Genomic DNA, 22,724 nt, shown 5'->3' on the forward strand with positions numbered 1-22,724 from the left:
GTTCAATTCGAACCTCGCTCGAGCTCGGCCCGCGCTTCGTCGCCCAGCGCATGCCGCGCGACCAGCACCTCCGCCAGTTCATCTGCCGACACGATGTTCTCGTCGCCGGCCTGTGCATCGAGCAGCTCGACGATGCGCTCGGCGAGCGTATGCACCGTCGCACCTTCCGCGATCGCCATGATCGACAGCTTGACGCCGAAGGTCTCCTCGACGGCCATGCCGAGTTCCATGCCCATCAGCGAGTCCATCCCGAGATCGAGCACCGACCGGCCCGCATCGATGCGCTCCGGCGACATGTGCAGGATCCGAGCGATCTGGCCGCGCAATGCCGTCTCGACGAGCGCGACGGCCTCGACCGCAGGGAGCGCCCGCAATTGCTCCAGCAACACGCGATCCTCGCTCGACGTCTCCGCCGCCCCACCCGTCCGCAATGCGGAGTACCGCCGCGCGTGCGCGGCCGGCATGCCGCGCGCAACGGCGTCCCAGTCGAGACGCACGACGGCTTCGCCGGCGCCCCCTTGCGCAAGCGCACGCTCAAGCGCGGCCATCGCCTCGTCCGACGTGATCGACGCACCGCCGATGCGCGACTGCAACGCCTCGCGCGTGCCGGCGTTGCGCGCGAGGAAACCGACGTCCTCGATCGGCCCCCACGCCATGAACATGGCCGGCTGCCCCGCCGCGCGACGATGCGCGACCAGTGCCTCGAGGAAGCCGTTCGCTGCAACATACGCGGCCTGCCCCGGGTTGCCGAGATACGTCGTCGCCGACGAATACATGACGAAGAAATCGAGCGCGCAACGCTGCGTCGCGCGATGCAGGTTCCATGCACCCGCGACCTTCGGTTCGAGCACGGCTGCGAAGCGCGCGTCGTCGATGTTGCGCAGCAGCCCGTCGTCGATCCTCATCGCCGAATGCAGCACACCCTTGAGCGGCGTCCCGCGACGCTCGATCTCGTCGACGAGGCCGTCCAGCGCTGCGCGGTCGGTCACGTCGCATCGCACGACCGACACGTGCGCGCCGCACACATCGCGCCAGCGATCGGCTTCCGCCTGCATCGCTTCATCCAGTACGCCGCCGCGACTCGCGAGTGTCAAGTGCCGCGCGCCACGCTCGATCATCCAGCGCGCGGTCGCGAATCCCAGTCCGCCGGTGCCACCGACGATCAGGTACGCCGCCTGTGGATCCAGCCGCAACGTCGGCACTGCGATGCCGCGCGTCGGAACCGGCGTGCCGGAAGGATAGGTGACGAGCACCTTGCCGATCTGGCGCGCCTGCTGCATGTAGCGGAACGCCTCCTCCGCGCGCGTGGCCGGGAACGCACGGTACGGCAACGGATGCAGCACGCCGCTCGAGAACAACCCCATCACTTCCTCGAACAGCCGCGTCGTCAGCGACGGCAGCACACCCATCAGCTGATCGGCGTCGATGCCGAAATAGCTGATGTTGTTGCGGAACGGCCGCAGGCCGATCTGGCTGTTCTCGTAGAAATCGCGCTTGCCGAGTTCGAGGAAGCGCCCGAACGGGCGCAGCGTATCGATGCTGCGCACCATCGCTTCGCCAGCGAGCGAATTGAGCACGATGTCGACGCCCTCGCCGTGCGTGCACGCGCGAATCTCGTCCGCGAACGCGAGGCTGCGGGAATCGAACACGCGGTCGACGCCGAGCAGGCGAATGAACTCGCGCTTCTCGTCGCTGCCGGCGGTGGCAAAGACCTCCGCGCCGAGATGCCGTGCGATCTGGATTGCCGCGATGCCGACTCCACCCGCACCGCCGTGCACAAGCACGCGCTCGCCGCGGCGCAGCCGCGCCAGTTCGCACAGCGCGTAGTACGCGGTAAAGAACGTCGTCGGGATCGTGGCAGCCTCTTCGAACGACATCGTGTCGGGCTTGCGTGCGACCGCCGTTGCGCGCGTGACCACGCGCGTCGCGAACGATGCCGGCGCGAAACCGAGCACGGCATCCCCCGGCGCGAAACCGTCGACGTCCGGGCCTACCCTGACCACGCGCCCCGACATTTCCATGCCGATCGTCGCGCCGGCGAAGCCTGTCTCGACTGCCTCGTCGGACAGCAGTCCCATCGCGTACATCACGTCACGGAAATTGAGCCCCGTCGCCATCGGCTCGATCTCGACCTCGCCGGCGGCGAGATCGCGTTCCGGTATCGCGAACCATTCGAGGTTGCGCAACGAGCCCGGCATGTCGAAGGCGAGGCGCGCGCCGGGTTGGCCGGACATGGCCCACGACCCGTTCTCACGCTCGGCGGCCTGCGCAGCCGGCAGCATGCGCGGGACGTAGCGGCCCTGCGGCGCAAGCAGCACTTCTTCTTCGCCATCGTCACCGAGCAGCGCCATTGCGAGCTGCGACGCCGCCCGCTCGACGGCCGGATCGACGTCGATCAACCGGATCGGCAGCGTCGGATACTCGTTCGCCATCACGCGGCCAAGACCCCACAACGTTGCCTGCTCGGGATGCGACGACGCGCCGGTCGCGAACGGCGCACCGCCGCGCGTCACGACGCATAGCTGACCGCGTTCCGTCGCACCCGCCGCATCGAGATCGCGCGCGAGCGAGGCCAGCGCGAGCGCGCCGCCTCGCTGCGCGCACATCAATGCCGCGCCATCGGCTGTCTCGAGCGCTGCAATCGGCGCAACGAATACGACATGGGCCGGATGTTCAGCCGGCTGGCGCACCGACCACGCCGCAGCGTCACGCACCGGTGCCGACTCGACGCGGCAACCCCGTCGCTCGAGTTCGCCTGCCAGCGCGATGCCGAACGCGTCGTCATCGTCCTGCGCGATCAGCCAGTGTGCAGCGTCGCTCGCAGCCATGCGGCGCGCGCGATCCTCGTCGTGCGATGCGATTGCCGTCTGTTCACTGGCGGCAGTCGGCTTGCGCGCGATGATGAATGTCGGCGCGCCTTCGAGATCGAGGCCTTGCTCGGTATCGCGCACGATGTCGACCAGTCCGGCGCGTTCGCACATCGACTCGATCGCGGCGGGCGCAAGCGCGCCGTACGCGCTGGCTGCGACTTCGCCGCCGGCCGTGCCGAACACGATGTCCGAGAACCGGCTGCGTCGTGCGTCAGTGATGATGACGAGGCCGCCCGGCGCAAGCCGCTCGACGATCGCCGTCAGTGCGGACGACGGATCCGGGTGATCGCCCAGCATCCGGTTGACGATCACGATGTCGAACGGCGCCGTATCGCGCCATTGCGCGAACAGCGGCGCGTCGGTTGCAAACGTCAGCGTCTGCCCGTGCGCATGCGCTTCCGCGTCGAATCCGGCGAGCTGCTGCTGCGTCCCTGCCAGCACGTACTCGCAACGACCCGCGGGCAGGCTCATGTCGAGCGGCTGCAGCACGTCGCCGTTCGCGGTGCCGATCTCCAGCACACGCATGCGGCGAGCATCCGTCCACGTCGCGACAGCCTGCGTCACGCAGGCAGCGAGCAACGCACGTGCATGCGCCCACGTCGGCGACGCATCGAAGAACTGTTCGAGCAGGCTGCGCCCGGTGGACGACAGCAGCGCGCCTGCAGGCGACGCTTCCCGCAGCACGCGCGACAGTGCCGCGCCGACGTGCGAGAGCAACGTCAGTTCGGCAACATGGGCCGGCGATGCGGCCAGCACGTCGCGCCACAGCGCGGCGGGCGCGGGCATCGCCGCGCAGGCTTCGTCATCGCGAACCAGGCGATCGCCTTCGAAGCGGGCCAACCCGTCCTCGACGACGATTTCCGCGAGTCGCGCGATCTGCCGCGGGTGCGTATCCGTCAACAGTGCCGGCCGGTCGAATGCGCCGAGTGCATCCAGTGCATCGAGCGCATGCAGGCCGGCAAGCACGTCCAGCAGCGGCAGCATTTCTGTCAGATGCTGCGTACGGCGCGCGAGGTCCTCACGCGCGGCGACATGCACATTCGCACGCTCGACGAGCACGCTCGGCGACGGCAATGCGGCGGCCGTGTAGCCGGCCGGCTGCGGCCGCGCTTCGAGCACGTAGGCAAAGCGCGCCGGCGCGCCGTGACGGCGCCCCGCGAGATCGACGCGGCGGAAGCGGCACGCGGAAAGTCGCGCGACGATCCGGCCGTGCACATCGATGAATTCGAACGACGCGACGATCGAATGCGGGCTGCGACGGTGAATGCGTGCCAGCACGCGGCGAATCGCTTCGCCGCTCAGGAAATCGACACGGCCGATCTGGACCGGAACAAACGCGGCGTGCGCGTCGTCCGGCGCAGCACCGGCCTGCGCGAGCACCGCGAACAGCGGATGGAAACCGCTGTCCATCAGCGCGGGATGCAGCAAATAGTCCGACTGCGCGCGCGCATCGGCCAGAACCGACGGCACGTCGAGCTCGGCCAGCGCGGCGTCGCCCGACACGCACAACGACTGCACCCAACGGAATGCCGGTCCGTAGCTCAAACCGATTGCCTGCGTGCCCGCATACAGTGCGTTGCCGGATAGTGCCGGACCCGACTGCAGACGGGTAAGGACGGCCGCATCCGGCGTGCTGTCGATGTCCAGCGTGCTACCGCTTTCGAGCAGGCGCCCCGTCACGTTCAGATTCCACGTGCCATCCGTCATCCGGTCGCGCGTCTCGATCGTAAACGACGCGGTACGCACGTCGATCGCGAACCGGAACAGCTTCGCGTGCTGCGGCTGGAACACGACCGGCATGCGGATCTCGACGTTCTCGATGGCCACGTCCGGTGTGCCGAAGAACGTGCGTGCCGCCGCAAGCGCCATTTCGACATAACCGGCGCCCGGGAACGCGACGCCACCGTCGACAACGTGATCCGTCAGCATCGGCACGCGCTGCGGATCGAGTTGGTTCTCCCACGCGAACGCGTGTTCGTGCAGGCGATAGCCAAGCAGCGGATGATCGACCCGACGGTTCACGAGCCCGTAGCCTTCGACGGTCGGCACCAGCCAGTAACGCTCGCGCTGCCACGGATAGGTCGGCAGCGCGACATGCGGCGCATCGGGAACGAAGCGGTCGAGATCGACACGCGCGCCCTGCGCGACGGCCGACAGGATCGAATGAAAGAGCATCTCCGCACTATCGTGCTGACGCTTGAGTGTCGGCACGACGACTCCCGGCGCGTTCCGCGCGTCGAGCGTCTGCTTCACGTAAATGCGCAGGATCGAATGCGGTGCGATCTCGATGAACACGCGTACGCGATCGTCGGCCAGGCGGGCAATCGCGTCACCGAAACGAACCGGCTCGCGAATGTTGCGCCACCAGTAACCCGCATCGAGCGCGGTGCCCGACAGCGCGTCGCCCGTCACCGTCGACACGAATCGCGTATGCGTGTCGCGCGGGGCGAGATCGGCCAGACCGTCGCGCACTACCGGTTCGATCGCATCCATGCGACTGCTGTGGAACGCGTAATCGAGGTCGAGTATCTGGTAGAAGTGGCCGGCGTCCGCGAGTGCCCCGCCGATCGCTTCGAGCGCATCCCGCGACCCCGCGAGCGTCACCGAGTCGGGGCTATTGATGCCCGCGATTTCAATGGCAGCGCCGAGCCCCAGACGCGCGATCCAGTCGCGCGCCGCAGCTTCGCCGATGCCGGCCGCCGCCATCCTGCCCGCGCCACGCGTGAGGCCCTGTGCAGCGCTGCGAATCCGGATTACGCGCACGGCTTCGGCGAGCGTAAGCGCGCCGGACGCCCAGGCCGCAGCAATCTCGCCGACACTGTGACCCACCGCCGCATCGAAGCGGATGCCGCGCGCGCTCAGCACACGCGTGATGCCGACCTGCATCGCGAACAACAGCGGCTGCGCGTTCTCGGTCGCGGCGAGCCATTCGGTATCGACGCCTTCGCACATGACATCGACGAGCGATGCGTTGCCGTCTGCACGCCAGAGCGCATCGACTTCGTCGAGTGCCGCGCGAAACACGGCATCTTCGGCGTAGAGCCGCTTGCCCATCCCGGCCCATTGGCAGCCGTTGCCCGCATAAACGAACGCGACCGGCGCGTCGCCTTCGGCAGCCTGCCCCTGCACGACACACGCCGGCAAGCCCTGCCCGGACGGCTCGGCAAGTGCGGCGAGCGCCGCAAGCCCTTCGGCCCGGTCGGCCGGCGCGACGACCGCGCGATGCTCGAGCCACTGGCGCCGCCGTGCGACGGCCGCCGCGAGTGCGGCCCAGTCGGCGCCGTGTTGCAAGCGGGCCAGATAACGCGCCGCGACAGCCGCCAGCGCCGCGGGCGACCGTGCGGTGAGAACGAGCGGCGGCAGCGGTACATCGCTTGTCGGCGTCGACTGCTCGGCCGACGAAGGTGCTACCGCTTCGGTGATGACGACGTGTGCGTTCGTGCCGCCAAAGCCGAATGAATTGATGCCGATCGTCAGCGGCCCGTCGCCGCGCTCGAGCGGCGTGAGCCGATCGACCACGCGCAAGCGGCCGCCCTCGAAATCGATCCCCGGGTTCGGCGTGTCGAAATGCAGCGAGCGCGGTACCGCACGGTGCTTCAGGCACAGCACCGCCTTCAGCAGGCCCGCCATGCCCGATGCCGTTTCAAGGTGCCCGATGTTGGTCTTGACCGAGCCGATCAGCAGCGGATCGGACGCGGGCCGGTCGCCCGACAACGCGTCGATCAACGCACGTGCCTCGATCGGATCGCCGACTGCGGTGCCCGTGCCGTGTGCCTCGAGATACGCGAGCGTGCGCGGGTCGATGCCGGCGCGCCGATACACCGTACGCAGCAGGTTCGCCTGTGTCGCTGCCGCCGGCACGTTGATCCCGCCGTGCGAATGGCCATCCGAATTCACACCCGATCCGGCGATGACCGCGTGGATCGTGTCGCCGTCGGCCAGTGCCTGGTCGAGCGGCTTGAGCAGCACGAACGCGCCGCCTTCGGCACGCACGTAGCCGTCGCCCGTCGCGTCGAAGGCGCGGCAGCGGCCGCGCGGCGACAACATCGACGCCTTCGAGAAACTGACGAACCCGAACGGATGCAACAGCAGGTTGACCCCGCCGGCAAGCGCCATCGCGGTCTCGCCGGACTCCAGCGCGCGGACCGCCTGATGCAGCGCGACGAGCGACGACGAGCATGCGGTATCCACCGACATGCTCGGGCCGCGCAGGTCGAACAGGTAGGACACGCGGTTCGATGCAATGCTGAGCGTGTTGCCGGTTGCCGAATACGGATCGATCGTGTTCATGTCGTCCATATTGCGGTTGCCGTAGTCCATTCCCGCCACGCCGACGAACACGCCGCAGTCGCGCCCGCGCATCGCGGCAGGACGCACGCCGGCGTCTTCAAACGTCTCCCACGCGAGTTCCAGCATCAGCCGCTGCTGCGGATCCATTTGCGCCGCCTCGCGCGGCGAGATGCCGAAGAATTCGGCATCGAAGCCCGCGACGTCATCGACGACGCCCGCTGCGAACGTGTAGCTCTTTCCCGGCTCCCGTTTCGACGGGTGCTGGTAGAACGCCGTACCGAAGCGGTCCGGCGGAATGGCGGTTACGGCATCGCGCTGGTCGCGGAGCAGTTGCCAGAAGTCGTCGGGACTCTCGACGCCACCGGGGAACCGGCACGCCATCCCGATGATCGCTATTTGCTTGTTCATGCTCTTTCTGCTTTGGCCAGCACATCGCGATCACACGCGCGCGGCTCGTTCGAATAGGTGACGGCCGACATCAGCATTCGGCCCAGTTCTTCTGCACGGATATCCTGTGCGCCGGTATCGGCGTTCGCGTCGTTCTTCCAGACGAAATAATCGCTGCGCTCCGGCACCGCACCGAGTTTTTCAAATACGCGCCGCAACGCCGGCACGTGATCGCCGTAGAAGCAGACGATCGTCTCGCGGTCGCTTTGCCGCAGATGATCGAGCAGTCGCTCGATCATCCGGTTCGCGTTATCCAGGTGACGCAAATAGGCAGTCAGGTCGTGCCATGCGGCGTCTTCGCCGAGCGAGTGGTAGCGGGCAGCTTCGCCGGCGGCCACCGCCTCGAGATGCAGCGGCCCGTGGTTCTCCATCGTCATCGCGAAGATGAACGCGGGTTGCTCGCGCGGCGCGTCCAGCAGATCGATGATCGCATCGGCGACCGCGGCGTCCGCAACGTACTGCCCGGCGCGCGGGCGGCCGTCGAAGCTGCTGATGTCCATGAATGCATCGAAGTGCATCAGCGGAAATACGCGATCCCGCCCGAAGAAATCCACGTGATACGGGTGCACCGCGATCGTACTGTAGCCGCCGCGCCTGAACCATCCGGCAACCGATGGGCACGCGTTGCGTAGAAACGCGTAGGGATAGAAGCGCGCATATCCGAGTCGCTCGGCCGGTATTCCCGTGAGGACGGCGAACTCGGTGCGCATCGTATTCGCGCCCCATGCCGGAACCGTCAGCGTGCCGTGCGCGATTGCCTCGCGGCGTGCCCGATCGAACGCCGACAGCAGGGACGGCGCGACCGCGGACGTCGCGCGCCGGACATCGAAAAACGACTCGCTCTGAATCACGATGACGTCAGGCCTGCGCGACGGCGAGCCGGTCGCGAACGGGCTCTTGCCGGCCGCCGCGTCGAACGTCTTCTGCGTCGCAGGCCTCAGACCGTTAAGCAAATACGCGGCGAACACTGCGAAGAAGCCATGTCGCTGCTGGTCCACCGTCGCATCGAGCGTCAACGGCAAGCGCGCTGCAATACGCGCGGCGATCAGCAGACAGATGAGTGCGACGGCGGCGGCGCCCACGCGCGGCGGCGCATCCGCATGGTCGAGCAGGCAGCCTGCGACGAGCAGCACGACGCCAGCCGCGATCGCGACGGACTTGCCGATACTCAGGAACGGTAGATAGAGGCGCGGATGGGCAAACAGCTGGCTGAACAGGCTGAGGTCGGTGAAGACGAAAGGTTCGCGCAACGATTCGAATTTCGCGTTGCTGATGGCCGCCAGCAGCGCCACCAGCGCCGCCGCGATGCCGGCCGAAAACATCGGCCGCGACGTGGCGAGCAGCACGCACGCTCCGACGAACGAAACGGCAGACACATGCAGAAACACGGCACGCCACGGCCTGCGTAACGGCGCACGCGGTACTGCAACGGCATCGAGGCCGAACGACGCGGCCAATGCCATCGCGAATACGAGTACCAGCGTGCCGGACATGCTAGCGGCCCTCGCGCGGCAGGTACGACAGCTTGCCGAGAATGGCGTCGGCCAGCGCGGCGGGGAGCAGCGTCAGCAAGCGCATCCCGAGCACGAGCATGCCCGGAAAGGCGATTTCCGCGCGTCCCGCATCGAGCTTGCGCCGGATATGGCGCGCGGCGCGATCCGCCGACCACATGAGCCGCTTGTCGCCCGGGAACACGTCGCTCATCGCGGTCTTCACGAAGCCCGGCAGGATCACCGACATCCGGATGCCATCGCGCGCGAGCACGGGCCGCACCGAATCACCGTACGCCTTGATCGCCGCCTTGCTCGCGCAATAGGCCGGCGAAATCGCCATCCCGCGCAGCGCCGCGATCGAACTGACCATCGCAACGTGGCCGCGATGGCGTCCGCGCATGCGCGCAATCACCGGCAACACTGCATGCAGTGCGCCGTACAGGTTCGTGTCGACCACCACGCTCGTGCGCTCGAGTTCCTCCCAGTCGTCGGCATGTGCCAACGTACTCGCGACACCCGCGTTCGCGATCAGCAGAGCGATCGGATGCGCATCGTCGAATGCGTCCAGCCACGTACGCAGCGCTTCGGCATCGCACACGTCGACACGGCCGCACTCGACCGTCGCGCCACGTGCCCGGCAGGCCAACGCCACGTCATCGAGGCGCGCGGCGTCGCGGCCGATCAGCCCGAGCACGACGCCAGGCGCCGCATAGGCCAGCGCCAGCGCGCGCCCGAGTCCGGCCGTCGCGCCGGTAATCACCACATGCGACGGTTCATGCGAACGCATGACTGAGCTCCACCTTGGTTGCTTCCAGTCGTCGCACGGCCCCTTCCACAGCCATGTCGATGCCGGTATCCGTATAGAAGTCACCGTTGATCTGCGTGTGATGGACCACATAGTCCAGAAACGCGTGGAACAGGCCTTCGTCGGGCCGTTCCGCATGCTCCCAGAAGCTGTCAAGTCCGCCTTGCCACGTCAGCCCCGGCATGTCGTAGATCGCCACGCCCAGCGCGATCAGCGGGCAATGGTGGTAAAGCGCGGACATGCCGGTCGTACTGTTGACCAGCACTACGCCGCGCGTGTGATCGAGGAGCGTCGGCAAATGACCGGCGTCGATGAACGACACGCGCTCGGCAATCCCGAACTCGCGCGCGAGTTGGCGGACGTGCCCGCGATAATCGAAGGCGCCCGTGTCGAGCGGATGGTTCTTGACCAGCAGTTCATGTCCGGCCGGCGCGTGCTGCGCGAAGGATTGCAGCACGAGGTCGATCGATGCGCGTACGCTGCCGAACGGCGAATGATGGACGATTTGCGCGTCCGCATTGACCTGGAGCGGAAACAGATAATAGGGCCGGCCGGCAAGCATCCGCTGCGTCACCCGCTCGGATTCACGATCGAATATCGGTTGTTTCAGCGCGCGCGCCGCCAGCCCTGCATACTCGGCAAAGCCGTTGCGCGGACGATGGCTGCGATAATTCGGGAAATGGGACTGATAGAGCGTATTGGCCGCACGATAGCGCATGTCGTGATACGCACGGACGGCCAGTCGATATCCGGTGGCATGCCCGAGATCGCGCGGCGGCGTTACGCTGCGCTGATCGAGATACCACGCCGGATCGCGCGGCAGCAATGAACGTCCATTGACGCCATGGCGCTCGAGCGTCAGCCAATGCGGACGCACGTACCCCTCCTCGAATACATGCACGGCGACGCCGTGATCGCGGGCGACGGGATGCACGGGCCTGTGAATGGCCCGGCAGTCGCCGAACAGGATCACGTCCGTCACGTCGCCGGTTCGCAGTGTCGTCGCATACCACCCGGCAAGCTCGTCCGGCTGGGCAGTGTAATCGCTTGCAGCGCCATTTCCGGAATAGACCAGGTCTCCTCCGCAGAAATTAATTCTGCGAATGCGATGGCCGCGACTCCGCAACGCATCGGCCAATCGGCTAAAGAACGGCGATGCCGTGCCCTGCAGAACCAGAAAAGAGCGTCGCATTTTTAATATGATTTATCATTTTTCAATATTTTTACGCACACACGAAATGAACGCCGAATGCGCCGGCAGTTAAACCACCACCCCTACCCCGATTTTTGGCCCCGGATTTATAGGTGAACGATTGTATCGTTTTACGAGATAACGATACAACCTCGGTTGTCCGAAAAACACCATAGCAGAATTGCTTTACCGGACGCCGTCAGCCCCCTTCTCCGACGGCCGCCGACTAAAGCTTGGCGAGCCAGCGCTGCAGCGACATGTAGAGCTTCTTGCGCGCTGCAATCCGATATTCCGAATAAGTCGTCAGCGCCCACATCTTGACTTTTCCGGATTGCTGCTTGAGTCGATTTCGCTTCAGTTTCGCGTGTCCCGTCGACTGTCGCTGCGCGTGCAGCAATGTAATGGCGCGTTGCGCGTCGATCACGGCGCGCGATACCGGATGAACATAGCGCGGATAGCGCAGCAGCGTCCCGGCAATCAGCTCGTCAAGCGTAAGCCGGCGATTGCGACGCGACCAAACGGGATGGGTATCCGGCGGATCGCCTGCGACCGGCATGGGCTCGGCGCCTGGCGATGCGTTCGCGAATACGTCTTGCGTCAGCCCCCAGCCCGCGTAGAACGGCGCGCCGTAGCAGACGACCCGCTTGCCGCGCAGCAGCGCCTCGAAGCCGGTCAGCGAAGTCATCGTATGCACTTCGTCGGCCTGCTCGACGCACGCGATCACGTCGGACTCAGGTACCACGGCATCCGCGAGCCGGCGCGCTTCGTGCAGCGGAATCGCCCCCGCACGATTGCCGCTGACGACATCGGGATGCGGCTTGAAGACGATAAACGCATCCGGATGAGCCGCCCGCACGCTCGACAGCAACCCGAGATTCGTGGAGACCCACGGTGAGCCGGTGCGGATCGATGCATCGTCCTCGACCTGCCCCGGCACCAAGATCACCTTCGCGGGTCGGGGCGACGGCAGCACGATGCCGCCTTTGCCGACGTTGTACTTGCCGATGCGTGCGTCGACCAGCGCCGCGCGCACGGCGCGCGCCTCGACGAGCTCCGCATCGTCGAAGCCGCCTTGCTCGAGGATCGACTCCAGGCGGGACGGCGTGCGTGGATCGAAATAGATACCGAGATCGTCGATAACAAGCGAAAGCGGCGCGATCAGGTTCGAGCCGAGCCCGACGGACCGGATGAACCCGTCTTCCATGCGAAGCACCGGCAAGCCCAGCTCCTGCGCGACGGCAGCGACATCGGGACGGCGGGCGCCCCACAGCACGACCCGCCGCGACGCGTCAGGCGGCAGACGCCGCAGCGCCGCCGGCGAAGCGACGAAACGCACGCGCGCGCCGCCGTGCCGCAGAAACGGCGCGACCACGCTGCGCTTCCACAGGCTCAACCCGACGCACACGAGTTCGCCCCTCGTCACTTCGTTCAGCCGGCGTTGCTTGGCGAGATGGGCGATCACGTCGAAGATCGTGCCGCGGGCGCCGGTTTCGGGATCGAGATAGCGGCAATAGCGCAGGTACGCCGCGTCGAACAGCTGGTGCAGCGTCGCGCTACCGCGACGATCGGCAACGACCGGAGCATCCGCGTGACGATCGTCGGTGAGCCCCCAACCGGCGTACCACGGCAAGCCGAACGTCACGACCGGCCTGCCGCACAGCAGTGCCTCGAAGCCCATCTGCGATGAAACGGCGTAGACCTTGCCGACCCGCTTCAGCAGCGACGGCGGACTGACGTCGGCCGGCAGCAAGCGCACGCGCGGATCGCTGAATGCCGCATCGACGAGATAGCCGGACTTCTTGCCGCACGTCACGTCGGGATGCGTCTTGATCCAGACCGCCTTGCCGGGGTTTTCGGCGAGCGCGGCGGCCAGCATCGCTTGAAACGACGATTCGTCGGCCCCGCCGAGGCGCACTGCGACGTCGCCGCGGGTCTGGTCGACGACCAGGATCGCGTCGTCGCGCCAGTCGTCGGGGGGGGCGAAGTCCGGTGCGTGGTTGTATTTGGACAAGCCGTGGCGGACGATCAGGGACATCGCGCGACCTGCCTCGACTCGCGAAGCATCGGCGTGATCGCCCTCCATTGCGGCGGCGTCCTTCACGAGCATCTCGAGACGGGACGGCCGGCTCGCGTCGTAGTAGATGCCGAGATCGTCGATGACGATCGACAACGCGGCATCGCCGAGCACGCCGAGGGAGACGGAGCGGAGGAAGCCGTCTTCGATACGAAGCACGTCCACGCCGGCGCGCAGGCCCCATGCCTGGGCGCGCCGACCGCTTTCACGCAGGCCCCAGCCGAGAATGCCGGCAATGCCCGATCGCTGCCATGGAAAACCGCACGAAACAATACCGTCGAGCCAAGGGGTGCTGCCGCACCACGCCCACAGGCCAACGCTCTGAATCGGAACAACCCAGCGGGGCGGACGGGTCATGATTCCGCCCCGCCGCGCATTCCGTCGTGCCCGACGGAACGTTCGGCACGCGCAAGCGGCATCGCAAACAGCCTCTTCAACTGTTGTACGAGACAACGCGCATACGGGCGGCGCGCGTAGTGATGGTCGAACCGGCGGGGATGGTGCCAGGATCGCTTGACCAAGCCATCCGCTCCAAGCGCATGCGGAGTCGAATCGAGGAACGGGATGCCGTGCGTACGGCAAAATTCCTCGATACGGGCATTGAACACCTGCGCCAGTTCGGTCCGCTCGTGCTGCGTTGCCGATACCTGTTGACGTACCGCGGCCGTCTCGTCGCGCGGCGCAGCCTGGTCCGCCAGCGTCGGCAAAGGCGCGCTGAGTATGGCAACGCGGTGGGCCGCGGCTACCTCGGCAATGAACTCGCAATAGTTGCGAACCGCCTCGTCAAGCAACACAAGTATCGAGGACGATCGGAATTCAACGAGTTTCCACAGCGAATAAGCGGTATCGACTTCGCCCAGGTTGAGCAGCACCCAATCATGTCCCGAAGACTGAAGCCGGTTCGTGAAGCGTAATAATGCGGACGTCGTCGAATGACGGTTGTCGATGCCGATTGCCGTTGCGCCCGGAACGTATTCGATGTCGAATTGCACGTTCGGCAATCGCAATGCGAACGAGATGTGCTCGAACACGCGGACGTGCGAATCCCCAAGGACGAGCACGCGCTGCAGCGGTCGGTCGCAGACGCGCGCCGCACATCGTCGCCACACTGGCAACAGCACACGGTCACGCAGGCATTGCATGATTGCGCTCACTGCCCCACCACCTCGGCAATCTGGCGCAGCCGATGCTGCCACGTATGGTGCTTCGCCACGTACTCCGCACCGGCACGTGCGCGCTCGAGATCATGGTTCGACGGGCCGCCGCGCAGACGCGCGAACAGCTCGCGCGCCTCGTCGCCGGTGCGTACGACATGACAGAAGTCCGAGAACATCGCATCGACGGACCGCGCCGGAGTCGTTACGGCAATTCCACCGCAACCCAAAATCTCGACGAGCCGCCGTGAGAACATTGTGGGCGAGTCCTCGACCGTATTCACGTTCAGGGACACGACATAGTCGCGGTACATCTGAGCCGTTTGTTCATGTCGGAGGGCGTGCTGTACGTCCAGGCCGGCAAGCGCCGGAAAGCGATAGTGGGAGGCCTTGCGGCCCGAATTGCGGTCGATGACGGTCAGGCCCAGACCACTACCGCAGGCCGCACCGAACAGCGCGTCCTGCCACGCACGGCGACGTGCGTGGTTCTCGCTGCTGTAGCTGCCGACAAAGTTCGCACGACGGAGCTTGAAGTCGAAACCGGTAAAGCCGTGCGTCCTCGGCTGGATCGCAAACATCAAGGTGTGGACCGATGCATGCTCGCCCATCACCGCCTTGTAGCGCGGCACGGCATTGGCATCCACCGTAAACACGTGATCGAACAGCTTCGCGCTATCCACGAAACGATCGAAGTGAACCGAATCCTCCTTGTTCCAGAACACCGTCGGAATACCACGCTCCCTGGCGGCTTCGACTAGGCGGATCAATGCGTGATTTGTCCGCTCAGGGTGTTCCGGGTATGCGGCGATCTTGTACTTCCAGCGATCGCGAACCCCTGACCATGCCGACTCGACCAGTAAATAGTCAGGGCGCGAAAACGCTAGGCGCCAGCGAAATCCCCGGGGCCCCAACGGAATGACGCGACTATCGAAAACGAGGCTCGACGATGTCAAGCTGTCTGCAACCAGAGCGATAGTGGGATGCTTTCGAATGCTCAAGTCCACTCCCAACGGCGGACGCATGGCGAAGCACCGCGCGCCGCCGAGGCGGTTCGATTCCGCATCACGCTACCTTCTCCAGCACGAGCACCCCGTCAAGTAGATCGGCCGCGTTCTCCTCGATACTCAAATAGGCGAGTGCGCGCAAACTGCCGCCACGGAATCCCACCGAGAATCCGTCATCGGGGATCGGATTACCTTTGAAACGTTTGCCTAAATATTGTGCAACCTCCGGATGGCTGTCTTCGTCGGCACGGCTCGGAAAAGGAACCAGGAAACACGCGCCCACCGGATGGGCGCCAGTGTTTTCGGCCAATCCGACAGAGCAGAACCGCGCGAAGTCGCCGTCGACGGGATACTTCAAGTCGATCCATGGCCTGCCCAGCAGCGAATTGAGCCTTTCGGCCAACGATTCCCGCTGTACCGCTTCCCGCACGAAATCCCACTTGTTGAGCTTGACACGCGGCTTCTGGCTCTCGCGCGGGACGGCCGGAGTCGAGTCAGAGCGCAGTTCGTCCTCTTGTTCGGCCTCGCTATACGAAATCGCATCCAGCGTACTGTCGTACGCGATGAAACGCTGCGAACGAAAGCCGACGCTACGCTTGAAAAGGTTGATCCCCATCCCGTCATCCACGACGTACAGGTAATTGATCGATTTGACCCACGAGTACTTTTCGATCAACGCCTTCACGACGTGAAATACATTCAGGTTCATCACCCCGTTCTTCACGTGCTCCTTGTGACACAGAATGTGATTGATCTGTGCGAGTTCACCGAACATAAAGAGTGTGATGTACGAAACCAGACGACCTTCGTGCACGACGCCAAAGAATCGCTCGGTGTGATATTCGCACCCGGTGGCGCTGGGGTTCAGCACATAAACCGGCGGGTTCGAATAGTAGTACTCGGGAATCGGCCGCCCCTGTCGCATGGGATCCGACGTGCGAATCTCATAGATGTCCTGGTCGAAACCTTCGGGGCCACCTTCGTGGAACCGGTATCCAAGGCGATTAGCCTTTTGAATCATGTTCCGGGACTTGTCACCGATCGACCGCAGGTATGCTTCGACCGTATGCGGAATCGTCAGAAATGCAGGCCTCGCCTTCTGAAGGCTGGCGGGCATCAATTCCCCACCGTCAGCCTCGACGAACACAGGTTCCCGACCGAAACGATTGACATCATGCCGTGATGCGAAAGCGTCCATCGACGTGAACCATTTATCGCAATGGACGATACATTCCGGGCCGCAGCGATGCCGTTTGAGCAGCAGATTCGCGCGTATCGCCGGCTCGCGCGTGATGTTGACCGACTGGCTGCCATCCTTGCGTTTCGCGCTCAGTGCCGGACTATCGAGCACCGCGCCGCCGGATTCGAAATTGACATCCGAGAGGACAACGGGGCCATCGAAGTTCCAGGTCAACATCTTGAGCGACGTGATCCGACCGTCGACCGCGATCTCCGTCGTCAGTCGCTCGTCACGCATTTCGCTCTTGAGATACCGAAAGTAGCCGACCCACGACTTCATGTACCCCATCGCATGCATGTCGGCATCGACGAGGTTCTCGCCAGTGACGACAAGCAACAAGTTGCGGTTGCCCGACAAATCGCCGTTGATGATCGCGCTCAGTCGAATACGCGTTGCCGCTGTCGCGCGAACCGACACCTCGAGACCCTGCATCGCCTTCTGCAACGTCACACGGTCGCTGTGCCAAGCAGTCGCCGGCGTTGAGTCTTCATGGCGAAACCGGCTTCCGGCCAGCCGCAGCTTGTCACGGACATAGCTTACGAAACCCACGCTACTCCCTTGCTTGTCAGAAGTTCCCGCGGCAGCTGCCCCGATTCGCTCCACATACCGATCGAGACGTTCGAGCAAATGCGTGTAATACCCGGTCACAAAGTGAAACGGGCTCTTTCCCCATTGATGGTCGATTCCGCCGACGAGCAATGTCGAATCGAAATGCAGGAATTGTTCGTCAGCGAGATCCTGGCGCATCCGCGCATATTGCCGCGACAGGAAGGCGTTCGCTCGTGCAACGTCGTCGTGCGAATATGCCGGCGAGAAATCAGTGCCATCGGAGCAGGCCGAGCTCCAGTACACCTCATTCACGATCAGCCCGTTGAGGCGCCCTTGCGCGCTCAGCGTTGCGACGAGGTGGCGCCATCCGGCCTCCCAGCGGTCGAAGAACGCATCCGTAAAAGGCTTGATTACCGCTCCGCGTCGCGTCCCGGCATCGAATCCGGATGACAGCAGTTCACCCGACACGGTACAGCACGCGCCACGGTCGTCAACGAACACGCCGAATCGTTCGTCGATCAGGTCCATCAGTACGAAATCAAATTCGCCAGCGGCCAGTACGGCCACCAAGCCGTGCTCGACGTCCGATTGCACCATCCTGCGCTGAAACGGCGACGTAATCGCGTCAAAATCGACATTCTCCACCACGCCCGACGAAAATGCAGTCGCTAGCGAACTGCGCGCGAGATAGCCCGCGAGCTCGTACCGCTCCGATAGCGGAAATCGATCGGTAAACGCGTCTCGGCTCACGCAACTTCCATGAATCAGAAGCTTCGGTTTACTGCGCGCCATCCATTTTTCCTCGTACTTGCTTTTAGTTGTCGTCATGCACTCGCGCCGTCCCCCTCTGGAAGAACGGGTCCGTGCGCGCTGCGAAATTCTCCGCGGCCAGCGAGCATTCGGTCAATTCGTCGCCACCGAGGCGAATAATCGTCGAATATGCCCTTTCCCCGCCTCGCGAGCGCAGGTCAACGCCGGTGGTCGGCACCACCTTACCGAACTCGAAGGCGGTCCAGCCGCGAATCTTGTCGTCGCCCTGGCCCCTATATATATCGGCATTTGCACCCCGATGGATGAGGGTGCCAACGAACTTTTGTGCAGTCAGATGAATGCATTCTTCGTCACTCGCCGCTTCGATCTCCGGGCCGAGGAGGAAGCGTTGCACCACATCGGCGGAATCGGGGGCTTCGAATGTATCCACGACGACGACTTCATCCGACCGCCCCACAAACACACTGCGAGTGAGCATCGCGTCGCATCCTGGCACCGCATAGCCGCAAGCGATCCGGACACCGTCATCTGCCTCTTCAAACCGCTCGATACGCCCCGAGACCGGCCCGAACTTCGACTGGACCTCGTGTCGCGGCAAGCCATCCAGTGCCGCCGGAACAATAGCACTATGCCCCGTGGTCGACGTAATGCAGCGTGAATAAGGATCGGTCTGATCGTAGGAATAGCTGCCGGCGTCGACGACAACGTCAACCCCGTTGTACTGCAAGTAGATCGACGAATCGTCCATTTGCTTGTGCCATTCGGTTCGGCCGCCGCACACCAGCGAAAAGTAGAAGCCATCACGCTTCACCACGGCAAACCCTGAATCGGAAAAGCAGAACGCTCCATTGCGCGACGGCAGCCCAAGATCGTAGCGCGGCGAATCCCCTATCGGCGGAATCTTACCGTCGGGAAGCACGCATAGTTCGAGTGCATGGGATGCCCTTTCAATCAATACATCGATTCCATCCCGCAGATCACCGGCGATCCGAAGATTCGCGAGTATTGAGCGAAGCTTGCGGTACAGCGACAAGTTGAAATTGTGATAGCCGATCGTATTCTCGTTGCACAGACCGTCCTTGTCGAACGATTGCGCGGCAAGCGACAGAATTCGATCCGTCGCAATGTCCAGATAACCGCGGCCCTCATCATCGGCCAGTAACGCATACACATAGATCAGCGATGTCGCACCCATCAGCTTGTGGTTTCCGACACCAAGATTCCGGTTGTCGGCGAGCCACTCTGCCCAGCGGTGGATTTCCCGCAGGAGACGCACTCGCAGCCCCGTCGCCCCTCCAATTTCTTCGAGAACCTGGTGGCAGGTCAGCAACACCTTCAGCCGTTCGCTGGCCGAATGGTCGGCGGACGGAATACGACCAATTGCGTGCCGATTCTCGGCAATCGCCGTGAAATCCATGAAGCTCGAGATCAGGTCAATTGCCAGCTTGCGTGCATCGGCATCCTTGCGCTGTGCCCAGGTCGCCAATAGACGCCCAACATAGGCGAGCGAGTAATACCACATCCGGTCGGCGTTCAACGCAAACGTGTGATTCCACGGAAATCGCGTACCGATTTTGACGGCGATGCGCGTAGCCCCGGTCATGAACGACATTTGAGCCGTGCCGGCCGTCAGCCAATCCTCGACAAGCGGCTGATAGTCGTCCACCAGACGCACCTGCTCCAGTTTTGACGGGCGGGCTGCCGTCGCTGCGAGAAAATCGGCTTCCGCCTTGACCTGAACGTCCGTCGTCTCGACGGTCTCCGGCGAGGTGCCAGGTGCGTCGGTCACCTTCTCGAGCACTAGGATGCCGTTACAGAACTGTTCCGCCCAGTCGGTGATTTCAAAAAATGCGAGCGCGCGCAACTCGCCCCCCTTGAAGCCGGCCTGAAAGCCGTCGTCTCCGACCGGGTTCCCTTTGAAACGTCGTCTGAGATAGTCGGCAACCCCGTGGCCAGTGTCGATATCGGCCCGACCGGGGAACGGAACGGCGATGATCGTATGCGCCGGCTGAACCGCGACAGTTCCCATCAACCCCTTACCGATGTACTCGACAAATTGGTCCGGGGTCGGCTGTGGCAACTCGACCACGGCGCGCCCGATTCGGTCAGCGACATGTGCGAGCGCTCTCTCTGCCGGGATCGATTCGCGAACGAACGCCCATTGAGACAACCGGAGCTTTTCCTTTCCTTTACTCGCTTGCCGTGCGCTCCGCAAGTCGCCTGCATCCTCGGACACTGACGGCGCGTGGATATCGACAAATGTCGTCGGCGCGCCGTCGTACGTCAGAAAGCTGCGCGGAGCAAACCCTACGCTGCGCCGAAATGTGTCGATACCGCTATCGCGCCCGGCGATATACATATAGTTCACCGCCTTCACATGGCGGTGATGCGTGATCAATTCATCGACCATGTGCAGGACGTTGAGATTCATCACGCCGTTCGTGGCGTGCGCTTTGTGGCAAAGGATATGATTGACCTGCGCCAGTTCGCCGAAGAGAAATACGGTGATGTACGACACCAGCCGGTCACCGAGAAAAATTCCGACGAATTTTTCGGTATGGATATCGCAACCCGCCGGACTCGGTGCGATCACGTATTGCGGTGGGTTCGTATGGAAATACTCAGGAATCGGGCGCCCCTGGCGCACCGGATCGGAGGTCCTGATCTCGTAGATGTCCTGACCCAGCGTCTCGGGTGCGATATTCCTGAACTCGTAGCCCAGCTTCCGGGCTTTCCGGATCATGTTTCGCGATTTATCGCCAATCGCTTTCAAATATGCGTCGAGCGACGTCGGGATCTCGAGAAAAGCGGGTTGTGCGCGCTGCAGCGAAGCCGGGACCAGCTCCCCCGTATACGTCTCAACATATACATCGTCGCGGCCAAACGCGTCGCTACCGACCCTAACCGCGAACTCGTCCATCGACTCGAACCAACGATTGCAGTGTGCAACGCAATGGAACCCGCAGTTCGTCTTGCGAATCAGAAAATTGGCCGACAACGGCCGACTGCCGTCCGCCGTCAGCGGATGCCACCGCTTCACGACCTTCCTCAACGGACCGGGAAACGCAGGAACCGCATTTTCGCTCGACAGAACGACGTCCTCGAGTACAACGGGCGTCGTCATGTTCCAAGGTCGGATCTGGAATCCGGTGACCTCCGGAATCACATCAAAGTCGAACGTGAGCTTTCCATCTTTTATCGATGGCAGCAGATATCGATAAAAACCGGAAGACGTCTTGATGAAGCCGATTTCCGCCGCCTTTGCTTCGGTGAGATGCTCGCCCATGATCACAAAAAGCATGTTGCCCTTTTCGGGCAGCGTCCATCCGACCGCTGCGGAAAGACGAACTGAACTCTTCCGCTCAACGGTGAACATCCCGCTCAGGACTCCACGCCCGCGGTTCAGTACAACTCGATCGATCCATGCTTCATTCATAGCGGCACCACACCTTGCTCATTGTTCTCAGGCCCGCGGCCCGTCTTGATTCACATGCGCGTCACGCGACACGCCGACATGAGCCGCCGTGCGGCCCGGAAGTACACTTACCGATTCGATTGCGTCGGGACCGGATTGCGCGAGCCTGACGAGAAACGCATTGATGGCCTCTTTCGGTGGCGGTTCGTGTCCTTGGGCGAGACTGCCGAGGTGCAGGAAGAACCGATCTTCAAGCCAGCCCCAGAACTCGCTTCCGCGCACATCGCGAAAACTCGAATTCGACAGGAATGGTTTCAAGTGGTAATCGGTGTGCCAGTCTGTGTAGTTTTGCAAATAGACCACGCGGTTCGCCGCGCTCGGATAGACTTGCCACAGGTCGGCCACGGCAACCTTTTCGAGCCTTTCGCGAAGCGTCCCGAGATCCTCCGTACCAAAGCAAACGCGACCGAATTTCCGTACCGCCGTCTCCTCGAACGCCAGAATCGAGGTCTGCGGATTCCATACGAAGGCGGTCGAATCGGCAAACCTCGTCGACAGATACAGCGATGCGAATCCCCCTCCCGACCCGCCCCAGAAGACCAGCCTCTCGGGAGCAAGAGCCGAACGGACTTTCTCCGTGATCAGTTCATACAGATACTGCAGCGGCGTGGTCGACGTGCCGACATGCCACGCAAGCGTCAATTCAGTATCCAGCAGCAACGCAGGATCGGAGAAAATGAGAACGGAACTATTTACATCGTTCATCATCGACACGCCGCTGAATACGGGCAGCTTGAACACATCAGATCGCGGCGCATTGCCGTGAAGAAAACAAAACAGTGCCGGGCTGCCGCGATCGACGAGCAGGAATTCGATTAACAGATCATTGACCGGAATGATATGTGCGCAGTTCGGCAGCGCGGTCGCAGACAGGAACTCGCTTATGCTCGCCCACACCTTGGGCGGATATCGCGCGGCATCGCGGGCCGTCGTATACCGCGCCGCCAGCCGCTCGGCCGAAGGGCTCGTCAGAGCGACGAAGGAGTGAAGACGTACGAAGTCATTCGCCCCCCACGTCACAATCTTGAAGCAGACGGTACCGGCAAACGGAACGGCTTGCGAAAACTCCCAGTCGAGCGACACGCGTCCCGCGCGAGTTGGCACGTATCGATACCACCAGCCATGGTGCGAATATACGAGCCCCAGTCGTTCAGGCTCGCTCGGCAGTTCGCTGAACTCGACCTGAACCAATGCACAATTGGTCGTAACTTGTGGTCCACAGATCAGGTCCATGCAGATCGAAAACCGGTGCACGCCCGTGATGTCGAGCGAAAATTGAACGCCTGCGTCGGACAGCTGAATGCCATCAGTCGAGTGATAGCAGTTTGAAATATCGTTCATAAGCCGAGACCGTAAATCT

At 63.4% G+C, this 22,724-nt stretch carries 10 protein-coding genes; all 10 read right to left on the reverse strand.

Annotated elements, in window-relative coordinates; genetic code table 11:
• Positions 1-2 precede the first annotated feature (2 nt).
• The gene (locus C7H84_RS08250) at positions 3-7,568 is read right to left on the reverse strand and encodes a type I polyketide synthase (protein ID WP_121858355.1); all 7,566 of its coding nucleotides are present in this window, start codon (positions 7,566-7,568) and stop codon (positions 3-5) included.
• Positions 7,565-9,100 (reverse strand): LTA synthase family protein, encoded by a 1,536-nt coding sequence (locus C7H84_RS08255; protein ID WP_121858356.1) that lies wholly within the window; start codon positions 9,098-9,100, stop codon positions 7,565-7,567. Before C7H84_RS08255 ends, C7H84_RS08250 begins: the two co-directional genes overlap by 4 nt.
• A gap of 1 nt (position 9,101) precedes the next feature.
• Positions 9,102-9,887: an SDR family NAD(P)-dependent oxidoreductase gene (locus C7H84_RS08260; RefSeq protein WP_121858357.1), complete on the reverse strand. Its 786-nt coding sequence runs from the start codon at positions 9,885-9,887 to the stop codon at positions 9,102-9,104.
• Positions 9,874-11,097 (reverse strand): capsular biosynthesis protein, encoded by a 1,224-nt coding sequence (locus C7H84_RS08265; protein WP_121858358.1) that lies wholly within the window; start codon positions 11,095-11,097, stop codon positions 9,874-9,876. The genes C7H84_RS08260 and C7H84_RS08265 overlap by 14 nt, the downstream gene beginning before the upstream one ends.
• 226 nt (positions 11,098-11,323) lie before the next feature.
• Complete coding sequence (locus tag C7H84_RS08270; RefSeq protein WP_121858359.1) at positions 11,324-13,528, reverse strand: capsular polysaccharide biosynthesis protein; 2,205 nt, start codon at positions 13,526-13,528, stop codon at positions 11,324-11,326.
• Positions 13,525-14,325: an SGNH/GDSL hydrolase family protein gene (locus C7H84_RS08275; RefSeq protein WP_240462004.1), complete on the reverse strand. Its 801-nt coding sequence runs from the start codon at positions 14,323-14,325 to the stop codon at positions 13,525-13,527. The genes C7H84_RS08270 and C7H84_RS08275 overlap by 4 nt, the downstream gene beginning before the upstream one ends.
• Positions 14,322-15,323, reverse strand: a complete 1,002-nt coding sequence (locus C7H84_RS08280) for a glycosyltransferase (RefSeq protein ID WP_121858562.1) — start codon at positions 15,321-15,323, stop codon at positions 14,322-14,324. The genes C7H84_RS08275 and C7H84_RS08280 overlap by 4 nt, the downstream gene beginning before the upstream one ends.
• Before the next feature lie 64 nt (positions 15,324-15,387).
• On the reverse strand, positions 15,388-17,946 hold the full coding sequence (locus C7H84_RS08285) for a DUF6270 domain-containing protein (protein ID WP_240462005.1): 2,559 nt from the start codon (positions 17,944-17,946) through the stop codon (positions 15,388-15,390).
• Positions 17,933-21,325 (reverse strand): heparinase II/III family protein, encoded by a 3,393-nt coding sequence (locus C7H84_RS08290; RefSeq protein WP_240462006.1) that lies wholly within the window; start codon positions 21,323-21,325, stop codon positions 17,933-17,935. The genes C7H84_RS08285 and C7H84_RS08290 overlap by 14 nt, the downstream gene beginning before the upstream one ends.
• Before the next feature lie 27 nt (positions 21,326-21,352).
• Positions 21,353-22,705 (reverse strand): hypothetical protein, encoded by a 1,353-nt coding sequence (locus tag C7H84_RS08295; RefSeq protein ID WP_162999238.1) that lies wholly within the window; start codon positions 22,703-22,705, stop codon positions 21,353-21,355.
• Between the last annotated feature and the right edge of the window lie 19 nt (positions 22,706-22,724).

It is taken from the genome of Burkholderia sp. Nafp2/4-1b (assembly GCF_003635165.1).
In the GTDB taxonomy this organism is placed as follows: Bacteria; Pseudomonadota; Gammaproteobacteria; order Burkholderiales; family Burkholderiaceae; genus Burkholderia.

Bases quoted from the DNA above. Each gene is read 5' to 3' on its own strand.
- C7H84_RS08250 (WP_121858355.1), bottom strand. From the start codon at position 7,568: ATGAACAAGCAAATAGCGATCATCGGGATGGCGTGCCGGTTCCCCGGT.
- C7H84_RS08255 (WP_121858356.1), bottom strand. From the start codon at position 9,100: ATGTCCGGCACGCTGGTACTCGTATTCGCGATGGCATTGGCCGCGTCG.
- C7H84_RS08260 (WP_121858357.1), bottom strand. From the start codon at position 9,887: ATGCGTTCGCATGAACCGTCGCATGTGGTGATTACCGGCGCGACGGCC.
- C7H84_RS08265 (WP_121858358.1), bottom strand. From the start codon at position 11,097: ATGCGACGCTCTTTTCTGGTTCTGCAGGGCACGGCATCGCCGTTCTTT.
- C7H84_RS08270 (WP_121858359.1), bottom strand. From the start codon at position 13,528: ATGACCCGTCCGCCCCGCTGGGTTGTTCCGATTCAGAGCGTTGGCCTG.
- C7H84_RS08285 (WP_240462005.1), bottom strand. From the start codon at position 17,946: ATGACGACAACTAAAAGCAAGTACGAGGAAAAATGGATGGCGCGCAGT.
- C7H84_RS08290 (WP_240462006.1), bottom strand. From the start codon at position 21,325: ATGAATGAAGCATGGATCGATCGAGTTGTACTGAACCGCGGGCGTGGA.
- C7H84_RS08295 (WP_162999238.1), bottom strand. From the start codon at position 22,705: ATGAACGATATTTCAAACTGCTATCACTCGACTGATGGCATTCAGCTG.